The sequence below is a fragment of the Exiguobacterium sibiricum 7-3 genome (assembly GCF_000620865.1).
Lineage (GTDB): Bacteria > Bacillota > Bacilli > Exiguobacteriales > Exiguobacteriaceae > Exiguobacterium_A > Exiguobacterium_A sibiricum_A.
The window spans coordinates 2,403,193-2,421,685 of the sequence record NZ_KK211190.1; the positions used below are offsets into that span (position 1 = coordinate 2,403,193).

The window sequence follows — 18,493 nt, forward strand, 5'->3', positions numbered from 1 at the left end:
AGATATGATAAAACAATAGGAAAAAGAAGGTTTAGTTTAGTTAAATATGGGGGAAAAACATGTTTCATAACATTCAATCGCGTTCTTTCGCAAGACGCTTCACAAAAACATTGGTATTTGCTTTTTTCGCATTCCTCGCAACGATCGGAATCGTTTTTGCAGAAGGCTCGAACAGTACAGACCTGTCTCCGAAGACACCTGCACTCCAACATATCGATACTCCTTGAACTACCTCCACCTACGCTTCGCTATGAGGTGAAGGATTCCTGAGTTATCCAACCGAGCGGTCGAAAATTTATCAGGCTAACCCCGTCGTCCCGACGGTTGAATGTTGATTTTGTCTGTTTCTTTTATGCGGATGCCTACTCTGCTTGGTTTTCGCTACTTCGGTCATCCGCAAGGTGAACGTTGAAGATTTTACGTGACAGACGAACTTCCTGTCACAACCCCATATCATCAGTTTTCAAAGAACATGACTCTTTGTTTTTTCCTGATTTTAATGGGTTTCAAACCGAGAGTGTCAGACAATTGATGTGTCGTAAGACACCCTTTGCCCGAAGACAATTCCTCGCCTAATTTTGATAAAATCTACACTAAGCGTGTGGATTTTTTATTTTTCCCGAAGTTTTACAGGGCGATACAGGAAATCATGGTTTCGTCACGAATTCTTTAGAAGATGTACATCATCTAAATAAGGAGGGCATGTCATGTGGTTTTACCTTTTCACGACGTTTACAGGTCTCATCAGTACATATTTGAGTTATACGTCCGGCTATTATACAGATTCAATCGGTGTATTCGTTTTTACACTCGCCATCTGCTTATCGCTCTCTTCCTTCAGACAGCTCCTTCGGACATCTCACCAGTCCTATCACGAATATGTGCAGCATCGCCGAGTCAAAAAGCAGTATGAACGGATGAAAAAACGGGAACAGTCGTATCAATTGTCTTATGATCAACGTGAATCCATTCCACCACTTGCATTATCGGCGACAGAACAGCATGATAAATAAAGAACCGATTTAACTTCGTATTATTAGGAGGAACTGAGTCATTATGAATGAAATTCCCTTATCCAACGGTTGGACCCTTCGTTACTCGCCTGTCATCGACCTGTGGTTAAAAGAAGACGGCGTCCTGCTTGTCGATCACGAAGATAAGGTCCGACTGACATTGATCCTTGACGAGGAGTCGATGGAAATCAAACAGATTGATAATACTAACGCTTCTTTCTCGATTGACCCAACGACCCGTCGTTTGACGTTTGAACTTGGAGAGACCGAAGAAGAGTCGGAACCTCGTTATTGGGAATGATGACGAAGACTGGGTGCGATACCCGGTCTTTTTTTGTACAATAATCATTGAAAGTAAAAAAAGGAGTCTGATGCCACTATGTTACGCACAATCATCTGGTTCATTCATTTTGGACTGGTTCTACCCCTCACATTACCGTTTCTTCCGGGGGCAAAACGTCGAACGCATGCCGCACGGTACGCGTACACACAAAAAGTTGCTTACGCCTGGGCAAACTCATTACTCCGTCTTGCCGGAGTCAAAGTCCGGATGACCGGTCAGGAACACATTCCGGCCGATCAACCGGTTGTCTTTATCGCCAATCATCAAGGTAATTTTGATGTTCCGATTCTTCTCGGAAAAATTGATAAACCAAAGGCCTTCATCTCAAAAATTGAAGTCAATAAGATTCCCATCGTCAATGTCTGGATGAATCTGATGGGATGTGTCATGATTGACCGCAAAGATCGACGGCAGTCGTTAAAGGCCATCCGGGCTGGAATCGAAACGATTAAAGATGGGCAGTCGATGATTATTTTCCCGGAAGGTACACGTTCTAAGGGCGGTCCTGTCGCCGAGTTCAAGGCGGGGAGTTTTACGCTGGCCACATCAAGTGGTGCACTTGTCGTTCCGATTGCGATTTCGGGCAGTTATCGTGTCATGGAGGAAACCGGACGTATTCGCCCGGCGACTGTTGACGTCACGATTCTAAAGCCGATTGATCCTAAATCAATGTCGCAAAAGGAATTAGTCGTTCTCGTCGAACAACAAATCAAGGAAATTGTAGAAGGAGTCTGACATGTTACTTAAAGTTGATCAACTAAAAAAAGAATTTGCCGATAAAATCGTATTCGAAGACGTGACGTTTTCCGTCAGTCCCGGTGACCGGATCGGAATCATCGGTGTCAATGGTACCGGAAAATCAACGTTACTGCATATATTAGCCGGGCAAGAAACGCCGGACTCGGGTGAGCTGCAACATCCGAATGACTACCGAATCCGTCTACTGTCCCAGTCAACGGATTATCCGGAAGATCAAACGGTCATGCAAGTCTTGTTGTCCGGTAATACACCAACCATCAACGCACTTCGTCACTACGAGGTCGCACGATTGGCGCTTGAGCAAGACCCGAGCAATGAAACGTTATTGACACGGTTCATCAGTGCACAAACAGAAATTGATGCTGCCAATGCCTGGGATACAGAATCCCGCCTCAAAATGATTTTAAACAAACTCGGTATCACGAATCTTGAAGCAACTATCGGTTCGTTGTCAGGCGGACAACGAAAACGTGTCGGACTAGCTGAAGCGTTGCTCGACGAAGCTGATCTTCTACTACTCGATGAGCCCACAAACGAACTCGACGCCGAGACGATTACTTGGCTTGAATCACAAATCAAAGAATATCGCGGGGCGATTTTACTGATCACCCATGATCGCTACTTCTTGAACCGTGTCACGAACCATATGATGGAGATCGCAAATGGAACAGCCTACTTTTATGTCGGTAATTATGAATCGTTCTTGGAAAAGCGTGCGGAACGCCGGGAACGGACAGCCTCTATGGAGGAAAAACGTCAAAATATACTGCGGCGGGAACTCGCCTGGTTACGACGCGGGGCGAAAGCACGGACAACGAAACAAAAAGCACGGATTCAACGCGTCGATGCCTTGCAAGAACTTTCTTACGAAGAAGACGAAGCATCACTCGAAGTTCAGGTCGGTTCAACACGACTCGGTAAAAAAGTCATCGAGGCGGTTGATGTCCGGCATCAGTTTGGCGACCGGACGTTGTTCAGTGACTTCAATTGGCTATTCGGTCGTAAGGAACGATACGGAATCGTCGGCCGAAACGGGAGCGGCAAGTCCACTTTATTATCCATCCTTGCCAAGCGTCTAGAACCGACGGGCGGTGACATTATTCACGGCGAAACCGTAAAAGTCGGATTCTACGGTCAGTTCGCAGAATTCAGTCACCCTAACCGGCGCGTCATTGAAGAAGTCGAACGGATCGCCCAAGTCATCACGACGTTAGACGGTCAAGAAATCACAGCAGGTCAGATGCTTGAACAATTTCTGTTTAAACCAGAAGCACAATATAAACCGATTGGTAAATTATCCGGTGGTGAAAAACGACGGTTAAAACTGCTCACAATCCTGATGGATGAACCAAATGTCCTCTTCCTTGACGAGCCGACCAACGACCTGGATACGGAAACGTTATCCGTTTTAGAAGATTACCTTGATTCGTTCCCCGGAACGGTCATCACGGTCAGTCATGATCGCTATTTCCTCGACCGTGTCGTGAACCGGTTATTGGCATTCGAAAACGGCGATATCGTGTCTTATTATGGTCAATATACCGATTATTTGGAGCAACGGGAACTCCCGTCTACGACTATCGAAACTACGCCTGTCATCAAAGACGCTGCCCCTGTGGAGATACCGCCTGCCGAAGCACCTAAGAAATTAAGTTATCAAGAACAACTCGACTGGAAAACGATTGAGTCTCAAATTGAAGAAGCTGAACTTCAGGCCGAATCTCTTGAACAAAAGCTGGCTTCCTCCGGGAGCGATTTAGGTCAGGTTAACGACCTCTACCAGCAAATCGGACAAGCGAAAGCAAAAGTCGATCAGTTGATGGAATACTGGACTTACCTGTCCGAAAAAGTTGAAGCGTACGAAAGCTATAAAAAGTAATCTTGTTTTCTTATGAATCGTATCCTTTCGTCAACACGACGGACGGATACGGTTTATTTTTTTGAATCACATGAACCGGACAAAAGCAGTGTATGATGAGAAAAAGATAAACAACTCATGTGAGGAGGCAATTTCATGCAACGATCTCCCTATTTCATAAAATGGTTTCCACCCTTACTGATTATTTCCACGGTATTGATGGTAATTTCCTCTGCAAACAAATCGATTCCGAATCTTATCGTTGAGCAAGTCCTACTGTATCTATCGTTGGCGTTGATTGCCTTTTTTATATTGGTCGCCTATAAACAAGAACAGCTTCTCATCGTTCCAAGACGCAATTTTTGGTTGCTTGCTCTTGGTTCTTTATGTCTATCGGCCATCGGTTCCATTTTAGAAACCATTCATCTGTTCAGCTCGAGCGAAAGTTTTTCCGGACTCTACAGCCTGGTTTTGTTTTCCTTATCACATTACTTATTTTTATATGCTATTTTTTACCGGATTGCTTCTAAAAAAAGTTTTGGTCAACACCTTTTAGCTTTTATGGATGCCCTCATTTTAGTCATTTTTTTCGTACTAATTGCTTATCATATTCTGAATGAACTGGTCGATCCTGCAGTCAATCCGTTCCCGTATTCGCTTGTTGTCATCGTCAATACGTCACTCGGTCTGTTTGTTTTCTTTTATTTTTTCTTTATCCAAGACACCCATTGGGTATCACGGACAACTTTACTTCTGCTCTTTTTATCAATTTTCATTCGTGGCCTTTATGAAATATCGTCCGTCTACTTTCCGGCGTTCACGATGCAGTATCTGATTTTCTCACCGATTCTTATCCGTCTGGCCCAAAGTGCGGCCATCCTTTGGCACATTGATCATATCTATGAAGGGACTAACAAGTCGTCTATCGTCCAACGCTCCTGGCTCCCACTGTTATCTTTGCCGTTGTTTCTTCATTATTTCGTCGACGAGGATGGACAAAAACGGGACGTTTTTGTCATCTTGTTGTTATTGATTGTCCGTCAAATCTTCATCACACGGCAACATACATCCATCGTCCATCAGTTGGATACCCGGAATGAACAGTTAGCAATACGGGTTGAGCGGCGAACAGAACAAATTAAAGCCAGCGAACAGCAAGTCATCCCATTGTTCCTCGGACACCCTGACCCCATCGTTCGTTTTAATCAGCATCAAGAACCCATTTTTGCGAATCGGGCTGCTCAACGAATTTTTGGTCTCTCCGCCATGACAATCAACCATTTGACTGACGAATTGCAACATGTTCAGACTGTCTTGCAGACAGGAACGAACCATTATCAAAATGAAGCGAATCAACAATTTGAATTGATTCTGATTCCGATCAAGATTTCTGATACTGCCGTTGGTCACTTCTTGATTCTGCATGATGTGACCGAACGCATGGCACGTCAACAGCAAATCGAATACCACGCTTATCATGACGGTTTGACGCACATCGGCAATCGTCGTTCTTTAGAGAAAACATTCAGTGAAAAAATACCGCCCTTGAATTATTTAGCTTTGATCGACCTGGACGGCTTCAAACAAATTAATGATACCTACGGTCATGAAGCTGGAGACTATATCTTGATAGAAGTGGCGCAACGCCTTGCGAACGAATTATCTGCTGATGAATCGGTTTACCGGCTTGGCGGGGATGAATTTGCTTTACTGACTTCGGCGAAAGATGAAGTTTCATTAAGACGACGCTGTAAAGTTTTCTTGAATGATCTGTCGAAACCCTATCAGTACCACGGACAACGGTTACGTGTATCTGCCAGCGTCGGCGTCGCACGCCACGATTTGGAATCCGATTTAGAACAATGGCTCAAACAGGCTGATTTAGCAATGTATCGTGTGAAACATCAAGGTAAAAATGGGATTGGGATTTATCGTTCCGAGATTGAATGAGTGTACCAGTCCAAAAAAACCGGCCCTTCCGAATAATTACGGAAAGGCCGGTTTTGATTATTCTGGACGTGGTGCGATGTTTCCTTCTTCGATATCGAGTAATAAATCAATCAACTCGGCACAAAATTCGGGATATTGGCGTAACAAGGCATCTTCTCCTACTTCGTCCACGAAATCAGCTAAAAGGATCCGGACTTCTGGAACTAATGCTTTGGCGACTTTCATGTAAGCAATCGCAAAACGCCATTTCCCCGAGATATAAAGAAGTTTACCGACCAACAAATCACCGGGCTCGACTTCAATTTCTGCTAAATCCGTCTGATACGTCTGTTTTGACATGATGTCGACGACCCGCTCTTCCTCAACAACAAACAGGGAGGGAACGGGATCCGCCAAACCTCTCAGCGCCCGATACAGACTTGGTGACATGTCTTCCTTAACCTGTTCTAAAAAGCGGCCGTGAGGCGTTTTCCCTTGTTCATCCGTTTCATAGAAAATCGCCCAATCGACGAATAAATCACGAAACAGTTCGGCGTCTTTCAAATACCAACGTCCTTCTGTTGCGATTTCTTCGATGAATGCCACCCAGTCTGTACTTCTAGCCGTTGCGGCCTCTTGATACATCGTCTTAAGCGCCGTATTCATCTCTGCTTCCGATACAGTCGTCGGAAAAGGGATTATCTTTCGCTCACTTTTCATCGTGTCGGTCCTTTCCGGTGTGGGTTCGCCGGTCGTTTGATTGTTTCGGGTTCCGTGTGTTCCCGTTTCGGAATCACTTCGCCACGATAGATTTCCATCTCTTCCATTTCCACACCCATTTGTTTAGTCAGTGTCTTCAGGTGTTTCAAATCGTGATCCGTGACGAGGGCAAGGACCATACCGGATGCATTCCCGCGTCCTGTCCGTCCTGAACGGTGAACGAAATCGTCAAATGACTCAGGTAAATCATAATGGACGACATGGGTGACCGCTTCGATGTCGAGTCCACGGGCTGCGAGGCCCGTCGTCACGAGCAATGGGAACTCTCCCCGTTTATATGAACGGAGTGTCTCCATCCGTTCCCGTTTTCCTTTTTCGGCGTCAAGAATTCGGTATTTTAATGAGAACTTACTGAGTTCACCGTTTAATGGTCCAAGGAATGAGCGGTTATTGATGAACGTCAATACTTTCGCTCCCTGCATGTTCGCCAGGCGACGCAAGTATTCCGGTTTAAGACGGCGTGACATTTCGATGTAACCGAATTTCACTTGTGTACTCATCACACGTTCTACTTTAATCCGTGCAGGCTCGTTCGCAAATAATGTTTTTCCCCACTCTGCCGTTCGTTCCGGCAATGTCGCCGAGATGAAGGCCAACTGACGATCACGCAGTGCACTGTTGGCAATTCGTGTTGCCGAAGCGCTCATGCCGCTTTCATAAATTTGATCGGCTTCATCTAAAACAATCAGTTTTACTTTATGCATCTTCATTTTTTTAGAATCAATCAGTTCGACGAGTCGTCCCGGTGTACCGACGATGATTTGCGGTTTTTTCTTCAATCGTTCATGCTGGCGTTTGAGTTCGACGCCACCAATGAAGGCACCTGATTTAATGCCGCTTCCTTGCGAAAACAGTTGAATGACTTGATGGATTTGCATGACCAGCTCACGTGTCGGTGCTGTAATCACGACTTGGATATGCGGTTCATTTTCATCAATCAATTCTAATGCTGGGATGACATATGCTAATGTTTTCCCAGTCCCGGTCGGTGCTTCGACCAAAACATCTTTTCTTTCGCGTACTAATGGAATTGCCTGTTCTTGAACCGGCATCATTTTTTCGAAGCGGGCGCGCTCCCATGCTTCTGTAATAAAAGGCTTCATAAAGTCCATAACGTGTATTCTCCTACTCTCTTCTGCATCATTCTGTAACATATTCAAATTGATCGGTCGTTTCGTCACGCAGACCACGTAACGTTTGTGTGTATTCGTTTCCTGCGTCGATGAGCCGGATGTGATATACCACTTCCTGGTCATTCTTTATTTCTTCCGTCAAAATATCAAACCCTTGAATGACCCGGTCTTGAAGTTCATCCGCCAGTTTCGGAAACTGACTGAGCACCGGGTAATCGGATCGGACATCACTCGGGCGACGAATCAGCTTCGCCAAGTATTTTTCTTTATATCCGATGAAGTCTTCAAAATCAAAGTCATCTTCAAAACGAATCCAAAATCCGTCTTCCTCAAACTCCGTAATCATTCCTGTTCTCGGTGTTCCTTCAGTCGATACTTTTAACGTCACCCAATCACCTGTTCTATAATCGGCACGGTCTTCCAACAGCAAAAAATCCATTTTATGCACCTCCACGGTCTATATTCCCTTTTTCATTGTCAACGATACGTCATAAAAATACAAGATAACCCGGTGTGACTTTTATCACGATTCGAACTGTCTTGTTCAGATGAGCATCAAAATAGTGATACAGATTTGAAAATATGGCTGTATTTCAACCTTTTTCTGTTTTTTGAGCATGTTCCAATCACTGGTACACATTTGACGAATCCCTTCTATACCAACGTTTTTCAAGTCTCTTACGCTTTCACCGGGATGTAAAACTCTTCCCTTCTAATGTTTGTTACACTATTCACATAAGGGATATATCTTGGACTGTTCACCTTACAAACAAAGGAGTGTTCGTAATGTTACTTGAAAAAACACCAGCATGGCAACAATTCGAAACAGGAACGTGGAACGATCAGATTGACGTAGCAGATTTCATCCGTCGAAACCGGACAGAATATCGAGGGGATGATCAGTTTCTCGCAGGACCAACAGTTGCTACGGAAACACTGTGGCAACAAATCATGAGTTTGACAAGCGAAGAGCGGACACGCGGTGGTGTATATGCCGTTGACGCTGCGACACCATCAACGATCCTGTCACACGGCCCCGGATACCTCGATCGTGACTTAGAAAAAGTCGTCGGTCTCCAAACGGATGAACCGTTCAAACGCTCGATTCATCCGAACGGCGGAATCCGGATGGTTAACGATGCGCTCGAGGCCTATGGTTTTAAGGCAGATCCTGTTGTGACACGGACGTTCAGTGAATACCGGAAAACACATAATCAAGGCGTGTTCGATGCCTATACTCCCGAAATGCGTGCCGCCCGAAAAGCAGGTATCATCACCGGTCTTCCGGATGCATATGGACGTGGTCGGATCATCGGTGATTACCGTCGCGTTGCGTTATACGGAACAGCGTACTTGATTGAGCAACGGAAACAAGACTTACAGAACCGTGGCGGCTTTTTATCCGAATCGATGATCCGGGACCGTGAGGAAATGAATGAGCAAATTCGTGCATTGCAGGAACTGACCGAACTCGGCAATCGTTATGATTGTGACCTATCCCGTCCTGCTGAAACCGCACAAGAGGCGTTCCAGTGGGTTTACCTCGCTTATCTTGCTGCCATTAAAGAACAAAATGGTGCTGCGATGTCACTTGGCCGCGTCTCAACGTTCCTCGATATTTATATCGAACGTGATTTGCAGACCGGACGTTTGACGGAACAAACAGCACAGGAACTAGTCGATCATTTTGTCATGAAACTGCGAATCGTCAAATTCCTGCGTACCCCGGACTACAATGATTTATTCTCCGGTGATCCGACCTGGGTCACGGAATCCATCGGCGGGATGAGTGAGGACGGCCGCTCCAACGTCACGAAAAGTTCGTTCCGCTTCCTGCAGACACTCGTCAATCTCGGTCCGGCTCCAGAACCGAATCTGACAGTCCTTTGGTCCACACAACTACCGCGCGGCTTTAAAGAATTTTGTGCCAAGATGTCGATTCTGTCCAGTTCGATCCAGTATGAAAATGATGATTTGATGTTGCCGATTTACGGCGACGACTACGGTATCGCATGCTGTGTTTCCGCCATGAAAATCGGAAAACAGATGCAATTTTTCGGAGCACGGGCGAACTTGGCAAAAGCACTCCTCTATACGTTAAACGGCGGCATGGATGAAAAACTTAAAATTCAAGTCGCTCCAAAAACCGATTTGATTTTAGATGACGTCTTGGATTATGAAACGGTCATGGCCGCGTACGACCGTCAACTCGACTGGTTGGCGGAACTCTATGTCAATACGTTGAACGTCATCCATTTCATGCATGATAAATACAGTTACGAACGGATTGAAATGGCGTTGCATGATCCAGAAATCTTACGGACGATGGCTTGCGGTATCGCCGGACTGTCCGTCGTCGCCGACAGTCTGTCTGCCATTCGTTATGCTAAAGTTTCCCCGATTCGTGATGCAGATGGAATCGCCGTTGATTTTAAAATCGAAGGTGACTTCCCGAAATTCGGAAATAATGATCAACGGGTCGATCAGATGGCGGTTGATCTCGTCAAACTGTTTATGGAAAAAATCCGGAAACATCCGACGTACCGCGATGCTTTACCGACTCAATCCGTCTTGACGATTACTTCAAATGTCGTCTACGGCAAAAAAACCGGCAATACGCCAGATGGACGACGGGCTGGTGAACCATTCGCACCGGGAGCCAATCCGATGCATGGTCGGGATACGAAGGGGGCCGTCGCTGCGTTGACTTCCGTCGGGAAATTACCGTATGAACATGCCCTTGACGGCATTTCCTACACGTTCTCCATCGTCCCGAAAGCACTGGGGAAAGATGAACCGACACGAATTCGAAATACAGTCGGACTGCTTGACGGCTATATGGGCGGAACTACTTCAAAAGGACATCACTTAAACGTCAATGTCTTCGACCGGGAAACATTGCTCGATGCGATGGAACATCCGGAACTCTATCCACAATTGACGATCCGCGTTTCCGGTTACGCCGTCAACTTCATCAAGTTGACCCGCGAACAGCAAATCGACGTCATCAACCGGACGTTCCACGGTGCACTTTAACTGAAAGAAAGGACTGAAATGGCTATGACACACGGAACGATTCATTCTGTTGAATCCTGCGGCACGGTCGACGGACCGGGTATTCGCTTCATCGTCTTCACGCAAGGCTGTCCTTTACGTTGCCAATACTGCCACAATGCAGATACGTGGGAATTCGGATGTGGTCGTTCCGTCTCGGCAACGGAAATCATTGAAGAAGCGGAAAGTTACCGATCATTTTTCGAAGCGACAGGCGGTGGTATCACATTTTCCGGCGGAGAACCGCTTGCCCAACCGGAATTTTTGGAAGCCGCACTTCGGGAAGCAAAACAAAAAGGCTTGCATACCGTCATCGATACAGCCGGTTCGGTCGTCCCTAAAAATATCGACCGGATTCTCGATTACACGGATCTCGTGTTACTCGACATTAAGCATATCGATGATGCGACCTGCCGGATTCTGACGGGGCGGAGTAACGCCAATACACTTGCCTTTGCCAAACGGTTGGCGGAGCGAAACATTCCCGTCTGGATCCGCCACGTCCTCGTGCCCGGTTTGACGATGACGGAGACCTTTCTTCGACAGACGGGCGAATTCATCCGGACACTCGGTAATGTCGAACGGGTCGAAGTCCTTCCCTACCATCAGCTCGGTGTCTACAAGTGGGAAGCGCTTGGTCTCGACTATCCATTGGCGGATGTTTTACAACCGAATCCGGAAGAAGCAACGGATGCACAAACCTTGCTGGATTCTTACTTGTCTTGCTGACGACAAGTTGCTACACTGAACACATAGTCTATGAATAGGAGGTACAATACCGAAATGAAGCATTCACTCGCTACTGTCTAATGATGAAAGAATTCATCACTTTCGCAATGAGTTGCGGATGACTGACGCTACGAGTCTGCTCATTTTCGGTATTTCCCTCATCAGGAAGATACCTTCTTTGATCTGCACTCCTGCACACCATCCGCTCGCTTTCGGATGGTGTGTTTTCATTTCATCTGTATCGAAATGAACTCCTAAGGAGCTGAGAATATGCCTACTGAAATCTTATCGATTCACGATTTACACGTTGAGCTTCCGCAACAGACGTTGTTCCAACACATCTCGTTTTCCGTTCATCCGGGTGAGCATGTCGCCTTGGTCGGTGCCAATGGCGTCGGGAAGACCACGTTATTACAAATCATTCTCCAACAGATCAAGCCGACGTCCGGCGATATCTTCCGTGCATATAAAAACGCCGGTCATGTCGCCCAACACCTCTCTTCTGATGAACCGGCACTTCGTCTGGTCGAGCAAGCCGATCAAATTCGTTATCAGGCACGGGAACAAACACTCCACTCGCCATCCATCGAAGCGTACCAAGTCGCTCTGGATGTTGATGCTTTTTCACTCGAAGCGGACGCAGCACGTGCATTAAAAGAAGTTCAACTGCCTGAATACGTCTGGTCTCACCCCTTTGACACACTCAGCGGAGGCGAACAGACCCGCATCCAACTCGCCTGTCTGTTGGTCCAACAACCAGATTTCATTCTGCTAGACGAGCCGACCAATCACTTGGATGCCGACACATTGGATTGGTTGATTGAATGGATGCACCAGACACCCATCGCGATTCTTTACGTGTCACATGAACGTGCCTTCATCGATGCAACGGCCGATGCCGTCATTGAGCTGACACCGAGTCTCGCAACACGTTATAAAGGCAACTATCAAACGTATCGCCAGCAAAAAGAACAGGAACGCCTGACCCAAGAACGCGAATATGAAAAACAGGAAAAAACACGCAAAGAACTGAAGCGGATGATCCATCAATACCAAAACTGGCATCAACAAGCTGTCGCCCATGCAAGCGAACGCGATCCATACGCCAAGAAAAAGGCAGCCAAACAAGCGAAAAAGTTCAAAGCAAAAGAAAAACAGCTCGAACAGGTACTAGATCAACGGGTTGCCAAACCAGAAGCGGCACCGTCCGTTCATGTCGCGTTTGAAGCCGCATCCTTTGCAGCAAAGCAGTTGCTTTCATTGGACGCCGTTTCCTTTTCTTACGCGAGTCTCCCACTATTGAAACAGCTGACCTTCTCCATCCAGCAAGGAGACCGGATTGCCGTCATCGGTCGGAACGGTTCCGGAAAAACGACGTTGCTCCGTCTGATTCAAGGTGAACTGAATCCGACTCAAGGAACAATCATACGTCATCCGTCCCTGACGACCGGTTATTTTTCTCAGGCGCTTTCGAATTTACCGACTTCCGGTTCTCTGTTGGACGCTTTGATGGAAGAGACAACGATTTCCGAGACCGATGCGCGGACGCTGTTCGCTTGTTTTCTATTTCGGCGTGACCGGGTCTATCAACCAATTGACGCAGCGAGCATGGGCGAGCGATGCCGGATCGCCTTCTTACGCCTCTATTTTTCCGGTGCCCGTCTGTTGATTTTGGATGAACCGACCAACTACTTGGATTTAACGACCCGCGAACAAATCGAGGCGGCTCTCGATGTCTTTCCGGGTGAACTGTTGTTCGTTTCGCACGATCGTTACTTCAATGACCGACTCTCGAACCGGACAATCGCGTTAGATCAAGAAGCTGTCGTCCATCCTGTCGGAACGAAACTACTCCGGGAACAACAACCAAGTGACATTCAAGCGATTCAGAACGATTTAAGACGTCTCGATGAATTGACGGGAACTGTTCATTTTGATCAGGATTAAACCCTTTACCTTTTTTTAACAAAACGAACGACGCCTCTCTGTTTAATCAGAAGGGCGTCGTTCGTTTTGTGATGTTAAATTAAATCATCGTTTTTGATACTTCAATTTCGTTCGGGCCTGTGCCTGCTTGTGGATCTTCTTCCACTTCTCTTTTTCGGCTGCTTGTAAGGCGACATTTTGTTTTCGTTCCGCATAGGCGACTTCACGTTTCAGTTTCAGGAAGCTGTCCCACCGTTCGTGCGACAAGCTTTCGTTCGCCAAAGCGGCTTGAACCGCACAGCCTGGCTCTTCGCCGTGCTGGCAGTCACGGAAACGGCAGGACTCTGCCAACGTCTCGATGTCTGAAAACGTCGATGCCAATCCCTCGGTTCCATCCAATAGTCCGAGTTCACGCATACCCGGTGTATCGACGAGTAACAAGCCACTCGACAACCGTTTTAATTCCCGGTGTGTCGTCGTATGCCGTCCGCGCTCATCGTCCTCCCGAACGCCACCCGTTTCCATCAGCTGTTCTCCTGCCAAAGCATTAACGAGTGTTGATTTCCCGACACCGGACGATCCGACCAACACAATCGTCTCATTTGGTTGCAAAGCGTCTTTTAAGTCGTCCACCCCGTCACCCGTCAATGAATCCACGGCGAAATACGGTGTACCAAAGGCGACTGCTTCTATCTCCGACAGGAACTCGTCGACCGAATCGGCTAAACTTTTTTTCGTCAAGACGATAAGTGGTGTGACCCCGGCTTCCCAGGCAACCGTCAAATACCGCTCCAGTCGGCGAACGTTAAAATCATGTCCAAATGCCATGACGAGTAATGCGACGTCGACATTCGCGCAGATGATTTGTTCCTCAGTTTCCGTTCCGGCTGCTTTCCTGGAAAATTGCGTAGTCCGCGGCAAAACACGTTCAATCCGTCCCTTACCTGCTTCACGGTCCTTTTGAATCACCCAGTCCCCGACTGCCGGCAGTTCGGCTTTCGTCAAGGCTTCAAACCGCAACTTTCCGGATAACTCACTTAATGTTTCTCCGTCAGCTGTCATCACACGAAATTGCTTTTGAAAGGCTGCCGTGATACGACCTAACTGTTCATTTATTCCGACTTCATGTGCCGGTATTTTACCCCATTCGTTCAATTGGTTTCCTCCTCTGATTTTAAGGGAGGGAAACCCCTCCCTGTGTTCCGATATGGTTTTCTGTTACGTAGCTGATTGCATACATAAAAACACCACTCCTCTCGTTTCTGTTAGTCGAATTTTACCATATTATACGGACCGGACCTAGCGAAGCTATGGAAGTCAGACCTTCATACTCCGCCTCAAGTCGGAGACAATTACGGTCCGAAGGGCGTCGTGCCTCCCTGCTTCTTCCCTTAAGATAAGAGTATCAAGAAAAAGGAGGCTTCATCATGAAGCAATCAAAAGGAAAACAGGTCTTGATGGCACTTGCCGGTCTCGCCCTTCTCGCTGTCGTCATCGGTACATTACCGCACATGATCGGACTCGGGCTCGGTGCGCTCCTCGCATTTTATGCCATCAGTAAGTTTGTCCAAACATCAAAAGTTTTCGCGAAAATCGGATTCGGATTACTCGCTGCACTCGGAATCGGTCTTGCCTTGTCGAACATTTGGGCCGTCGTCGGAATCGCTGCTGCACTGGCACTTTACATCGGATACATGCGCATGAAAATGCAACGCGTCGATTTAAATCAATTGTTTGCCCGCCGTCGTCCAACCACTTCGACCCACTTTGAAGCCGATTGGAAAGACCTCAATCAAAAACGCTAATACGCAGACAGTACATCACTGCCAAACATTTTGCTGATCCAACATCCAAGGAGGAATTTTTCATGAAAAATGTATTTGATCAATTAAACGAGTTTGCGAACCAAATGATGACGGAAGTTAAAAAAGCGGCCGACCAAGGGGAAGCGCCTGCCAAGAAGTTGGTCCGCCACATTCGGACGACTGAGTCGGATTTAAAAGAAATTGATCGTTTACTTGAACGTCAGCGGACGTTGCTTGTCGAACTGACGCATAAACAAGATGAAGCAAAAGAGTTGGCAGACAAACGCTTTAAGCAGGTCGAAATCGCCAAAGAAGCGAACGAACAAGAACTTGCGGAACGGGCGGCGATCGAGTCGAAACATTACGGGGAACAGTTCCGTTTCTTTGAAGAACTGATCGTCGAAACGAAACGTGAGCTCAATCAGCTCGAACGGGAAGCACTGGAATTAAAACTGAAGCTGGAAGATTTACAAAACAAACGGTATGAATGGATGATGCGCGAAAACGTCTCGAATTTAAAATCGAAGATGAACCAGGTGCTAGAACGTGAACCAAATGCTACTATTAAACAAGAACAACATCCATTTACAACAGACGAACCTGAACCGAAGGAAGAGGAAGCTCCGATTGCAGAAGATGATATCGATGCCCGGATTGCCGATCTCGAACGTCGTTTCCAAAAATAAGTATTCGGACGAAGGAGGCATTCTTGCCTCCCTTTGTCATGTCAGGAAGGAGATTGCCCGTGCGACGATTAAGTACAAAACAACTAGTCGGCTACGTGTCGATCCTGTTTGCTCTCGGATTATTTTATGATTTGATGACAGGTGCGGGAAACGTGTTATTCGGAGTTCTTTTCCCTTTCCTCTTGTACTATGTCGGGATTCATTTCCGAAAAAGAAATCATGAAAAACTGGCTATCCTGTTTTATATCGTTGGTACAATCATCTTAGCCGGTGTCGTCCTCAGTTCAGCAGCGATTGGATTTGTCATCGCCGGCATCTTGCTGTATCTCGGAATCATTCTCGTCACACGTCACTCTGTCCGGGAATTTTTCTTCTCAAAAATTTCACCGAGTCTTTACGAAGAGGAAGGCATTAAGATTCAACCGGCCTACTCGTTTGCGACACAACAAGAACTGCCCTATGTCTTAAAAGATTTGAGTGAACAATTCATCGTTCGTGATCTCGAAATCGACTTGACACATGCCTATGTTCCGGAAGGCGAGACACTGATCGTTGTCAGTGGTGTCGTCGGCGATGTCCGGATCTTGTTACCGTCCGGTTACGACTACACACTCGACACATCGATCGGTTTCGGGAGCGTCAAAACAGATGTCCGCCGTATTCCTACTTTCTTCAACCGCCGAATCCAGTACCGTGCCCCCGAATATGACGAGGCTGTCCGAAAAGTCCGGATTCATGTCATGCTCGGCATCGGGAACGTGGAGGTGACCTCGATATGAAACGTGATCAATTTCCGCTTGGTGTCATCGCACTCCAGGTCATGACCGGTTTTTTAACGGCTGTGATGACGACGTTATTATTTTTAAGTACACGCCAGGTCAATTGGCATGTACTTTTCGTCCGTCAACAGGACTTTCCTGTTTTTCTGCTTGTCATCGGTTTATCTCTTTTATTACCGTTAGCAGTTGGCAGTATCCACTATTTCTTTTTACGGCGTGATTTCAAGAGAGTTACGACGGCCATCATCGAACTGGAACAAGGAAAAGAAGTGACGATTGTCAACGGTCCCTATTTCCATACGCTGACGCGTCTGTCCCGTATCGGGAAACGGATTGATGAACAGGTCGAAACCGTTCAAAAAATCAGTACCCGTCCCCAACATATCGAACAAGTCCGTGTCCAGGCCATCACGGAGGAACGAAAACGGCTTGCCCGTGATTTACACGACTCTGTTTCCCAGCAGCTGTATGCCATCTCGATGATGACGACAGCAGCGAAACAGACGATTCTGACGCAACCGGAAACAGCTGCCAAACAAATTGATTTGGTCGAAACGATGGCCCAGACGGCACAGTCAGAAATGCGTTCCCTTTTGTTACAGTTACGACCGGTGGAACTAGAAGGTATGACCCTTCAGCAAGGTCTGACTCAATTGTTAGAAGAATTATCAAGAAAGCAGTCAACCGAGTTGAGTTGGAAGCTTGAAGCCATCGAATTACCCCGCCCGATTGAAAACGAATTGTTCCGGATTGTCCAAGAAGGGCTGACCAATGCGTTGCGTCATGCCAAAGCTTCACATATGGACATTGAACTTCGTCAATTCAATGACACAGTCATCTTAAGCATGAATGATGACGGTGTCGGTTTTATCGTCGATGAAAAAAAACTCGCTTCTTACGGCATCAACTCGATGCGGGAACGAACAGCCGAGATGGGTGGAACGATTCGTCTAGTCAGTGTTCCGGGACAAGGAACGCAAATTGAAGTAAAATTAAGAAAAGATCGGATGGTGCAAGTATGATACGTGTGTTATTAGTCGATGATCACGAAATGGTCCGTGCGGGTGTTTCTGCTTTTTTGTCCACTCAAGCAGATATCGAGGTCGTAGCAGAAGCATCAGATGGACAAGCAGGTGCTGAGCTTGCATTGAAACATCGTCCGGATGTCGTTTTAATGGATTTAGTCATGGAGCCGGTCGATGGGGTTGAAGGAACACGTTTGATTCGAAAAGAATGGCCAGATGCCAAGATTTTAGTCGTCACCAGCTTTTTAGATGATGAAAAAGTCTATCCTGTCATCGAGGCCGGTGCAATGAGTTACGTCTTAAAAACAGCAAGTGCCTTTGAGATTGCGGAAGCGATTCGAAAAACAGCAAGCGGTCAATCCGTCATGGCGGCGCAAGTCACCGGTAAAATGATGGAACGTTTAAGAAAACCAACGAGCCATCTCCATGATGATTTGACAGAACGTGAACAGGAAGTCTTGCAACTGATGGCACGTGGAATGGCGAACCAGGAAATTGCCGATGAGCTGTTCATCTCTTTGAAGACTGTCAAAACTCACGTTTCGAACATCTTGTCGAAGCTTGATGTCGTTGACCGTACACAAGCTGTCGTTTATGCGTTTAAACACAACATCGTTAAGTAATCTTCAGTATTCTTCTATACTTACAATTGCTCTCATACTCAATGAAAATGA

18 protein-coding genes are annotated in these 18,493 nt (G+C 46.6%); 14 read left to right on the forward strand and 4 right to left on the reverse strand.

The features are described from left to right. The first annotated feature begins 59 nt into the window (after positions 1–59). The 6 genes from P402_RS17085 to P402_RS0113505 all read left to right on the forward strand — a co-directional run bounded on the left by P402_RS17085 (position 60) and on the right by P402_RS0113505 (position 5,923). On the forward strand, positions 60–227 hold the full coding sequence (locus tag P402_RS17085) for a hypothetical protein (protein ID WP_012369521.1): 168 nt from the start codon (positions 60–62) through the stop codon (positions 225–227). 480 nt (positions 228–707) lie between these two features. Further along, positions 708–1,013, forward strand: a complete 306-nt coding sequence (locus tag P402_RS0113485) for a hypothetical protein (protein ID WP_026829158.1) — start codon at positions 708–710, stop codon at positions 1,011–1,013. A 43-nt stretch (positions 1,014–1,056) separates the two neighbouring features. Then, a complete protein-coding gene (locus P402_RS0113490; RefSeq protein ID WP_012369519.1) occupies positions 1,057–1,314 on the forward strand; it encodes a hypothetical protein in 258 nt (85 codons plus the stop codon). Between the two features lie 78 nt (positions 1,315–1,392). After that, positions 1,393–2,091: a lysophospholipid acyltransferase family protein gene (locus P402_RS0113495; protein ID WP_026829159.1), complete on the forward strand. Its 699-nt coding sequence runs from the start codon at positions 1,393–1,395 to the stop codon at positions 2,089–2,091. Between the two features lies 1 nt (position 2,092). Then, positions 2,093–3,994, forward strand: coding sequence for an ABC-F family ATP-binding cassette domain-containing protein (locus P402_RS0113500; protein ID WP_026829160.1), 1,902 nt, complete (start codon positions 2,093–2,095; stop codon positions 3,992–3,994). Between the two features lie 135 nt (positions 3,995–4,129). Continuing rightward, the gene (locus P402_RS0113505; protein WP_026829161.1) at positions 4,130–5,923 is read left to right on the forward strand and encodes a GGDEF domain-containing protein; all 1,794 of its coding nucleotides are present in this window, start codon (positions 4,130–4,132) and stop codon (positions 5,921–5,923) included. Positions 5,924–5,980: 57 nt separating this feature from the next. Here the strand turns inward: P402_RS0113505 and P402_RS0113510 are convergent, their stop codons facing one another. Genes P402_RS0113510 through P402_RS0113520 form a run of 3 tightly spaced genes read right to left on the reverse strand, consistent with a single transcriptional unit; the run spans position 5,981 to position 8,254 of the window. Continuing rightward, positions 5,981–6,622: a hypothetical protein gene (locus tag P402_RS0113510; RefSeq protein ID WP_026829162.1), complete on the reverse strand. Its 642-nt coding sequence runs from the start codon at positions 6,620–6,622 to the stop codon at positions 5,981–5,983. Further along, the gene (locus tag P402_RS0113515) at positions 6,619–7,785 is read right to left on the reverse strand and encodes a DEAD/DEAH box helicase (protein WP_235188885.1); all 1,167 of its coding nucleotides are present in this window, start codon (positions 7,783–7,785) and stop codon (positions 6,619–6,621) included. The genes P402_RS0113510 and P402_RS0113515 overlap by 4 nt, the downstream gene beginning before the upstream one ends. A 37-nt stretch (positions 7,786–7,822) precedes the next feature. Next, positions 7,823–8,254 carry a hypothetical protein gene (locus P402_RS0113520; protein WP_026829164.1) on the reverse strand — a complete coding sequence of 144 codons (432 nt, stop codon included), beginning with the start codon at positions 8,252–8,254 and terminating at the stop codon, positions 7,823–7,825. Between the two features lie 347 nt (positions 8,255–8,601). Here P402_RS0113520 and pflB point away from each other — a divergent pair, with 347 nt between their 5' ends. The 3 genes from pflB (at position 8,602) to abc-f (ending at position 13,545) form a co-directional block, all read left to right on the forward strand. Beyond that, positions 8,602–10,851, forward strand: a complete 2,250-nt coding sequence (pflB, locus tag P402_RS0113530) for a formate C-acetyltransferase (RefSeq protein WP_026829165.1) — start codon at positions 8,602–8,604, stop codon at positions 10,849–10,851. Positions 10,852–10,875: 24 nt separating this feature from the next. Beyond that, positions 10,876–11,598 (forward strand): pyruvate formate-lyase-activating protein, encoded by a 723-nt coding sequence (pflA, locus tag P402_RS0113535; RefSeq protein WP_026829166.1) that lies wholly within the window; start codon positions 10,876–10,878, stop codon positions 11,596–11,598. 270 nt (positions 11,599–11,868) lie between these two features. Beyond that, complete coding sequence (gene abc-f, locus P402_RS0113540) at positions 11,869–13,545, forward strand: ribosomal protection-like ABC-F family protein (RefSeq protein ID WP_026829167.1); 1,677 nt, start codon at positions 11,869–11,871, stop codon at positions 13,543–13,545. Between the two features lie 84 nt (positions 13,546–13,629). Here the strand turns inward: abc-f and rsgA are convergent, their stop codons facing one another. Further along, positions 13,630–14,679, reverse strand: coding sequence for a ribosome small subunit-dependent GTPase A (rsgA, locus tag P402_RS0113545; RefSeq protein ID WP_026829168.1), 1,050 nt, complete (start codon positions 14,677–14,679; stop codon positions 13,630–13,632). Positions 14,680–14,951: 272 nt separating this feature from the next. Here rsgA and P402_RS0113550 point away from each other — a divergent pair, with 272 nt between their 5' ends. The 5 genes from P402_RS0113550 to P402_RS0113570 all read left to right on the forward strand — a co-directional run bounded on the left by P402_RS0113550 (position 14,952) and on the right by P402_RS0113570 (position 18,442). Next, positions 14,952–15,329, forward strand: a complete 378-nt coding sequence (locus P402_RS0113550) for a lmo0954 family membrane protein (RefSeq protein WP_026829169.1) — start codon at positions 14,952–14,954, stop codon at positions 15,327–15,329. Between the two features lie 62 nt (positions 15,330–15,391). After that, on the forward strand, positions 15,392–16,015 hold the full coding sequence (locus tag P402_RS0113555; protein ID WP_026829170.1) for a PspA/IM30 family protein: 624 nt from the start codon (positions 15,392–15,394) through the stop codon (positions 16,013–16,015). A 59-nt stretch (positions 16,016–16,074) separates the two neighbouring features. Beyond that, positions 16,075–16,794 (forward strand): cell wall-active antibiotics response protein LiaF, encoded by a 720-nt coding sequence (liaF, locus tag P402_RS0113560; protein WP_012369506.1) that lies wholly within the window; start codon positions 16,075–16,077, stop codon positions 16,792–16,794. After that, a complete protein-coding gene (locus tag P402_RS0113565) occupies positions 16,791–17,816 on the forward strand; it encodes a sensor histidine kinase (RefSeq protein ID WP_026829171.1) in 1,026 nt (341 codons plus the stop codon). Before liaF ends, P402_RS0113565 begins: the two co-directional genes overlap by 4 nt. Beyond that, positions 17,813–18,442 (forward strand): response regulator transcription factor, encoded by a 630-nt coding sequence (locus P402_RS0113570; RefSeq protein WP_026829172.1) that lies wholly within the window; start codon positions 17,813–17,815, stop codon positions 18,440–18,442. The genes P402_RS0113565 and P402_RS0113570 overlap by 4 nt, the downstream gene beginning before the upstream one ends. Positions 18,443–18,493 lie beyond the last annotated feature (51 nt).

Coding starts and splice junctions, on each gene's coding strand:
- P402_RS17085 (WP_012369521.1), top strand. CDS start 60: ATGTTTCATAACATTCAATCGCGTTCTTTCGCAAGACGCTTCACAAAA.
- P402_RS0113485 (WP_026829158.1), top strand. CDS start 708: ATGTGGTTTTACCTTTTCACGACGTTTACAGGTCTCATCAGTACATAT.
- P402_RS0113490 (WP_012369519.1), top strand. CDS start 1,057: ATGAATGAAATTCCCTTATCCAACGGTTGGACCCTTCGTTACTCGCCT.
- P402_RS0113495 (WP_026829159.1), top strand. CDS start 1,393: ATGTTACGCACAATCATCTGGTTCATTCATTTTGGACTGGTTCTACCC.
- P402_RS0113500 (WP_026829160.1), top strand. CDS start 2,093: ATGTTACTTAAAGTTGATCAACTAAAAAAAGAATTTGCCGATAAAATC.
- P402_RS0113505 (WP_026829161.1), top strand. CDS start 4,130: ATGCAACGATCTCCCTATTTCATAAAATGGTTTCCACCCTTACTGATT.
- P402_RS0113510 (WP_026829162.1), bottom strand. CDS start 6,622: ATGAAAAGTGAGCGAAAGATAATCCCTTTTCCGACGACTGTATCGGAA.
- P402_RS0113515 (WP_235188885.1), bottom strand. CDS start 7,785: ATGAAGCCTTTTATTACAGAAGCATGGGAGCGCGCCCGCTTCGAAAAA.
- P402_RS0113520 (WP_026829164.1), bottom strand. CDS start 8,254: ATGGATTTTTTGCTGTTGGAAGACCGTGCCGATTATAGAACAGGTGAT.
- pflB (WP_026829165.1), top strand. CDS start 8,602: ATGTTACTTGAAAAAACACCAGCATGGCAACAATTCGAAACAGGAACG.
- pflA (WP_026829166.1), top strand. CDS start 10,876: ATGACACACGGAACGATTCATTCTGTTGAATCCTGCGGCACGGTCGAC.
- abc-f (WP_026829167.1), top strand. CDS start 11,869: ATGCCTACTGAAATCTTATCGATTCACGATTTACACGTTGAGCTTCCG.
- P402_RS0113550 (WP_026829169.1), top strand. CDS start 14,952: ATGAAGCAATCAAAAGGAAAACAGGTCTTGATGGCACTTGCCGGTCTC.
- P402_RS0113555 (WP_026829170.1), top strand. CDS start 15,392: ATGAAAAATGTATTTGATCAATTAAACGAGTTTGCGAACCAAATGATG.
- P402_RS0113565 (WP_026829171.1), top strand. CDS start 16,791: ATGAAACGTGATCAATTTCCGCTTGGTGTCATCGCACTCCAGGTCATG.
- P402_RS0113570 (WP_026829172.1), top strand. CDS start 17,813: ATGATACGTGTGTTATTAGTCGATGATCACGAAATGGTCCGTGCGGGT.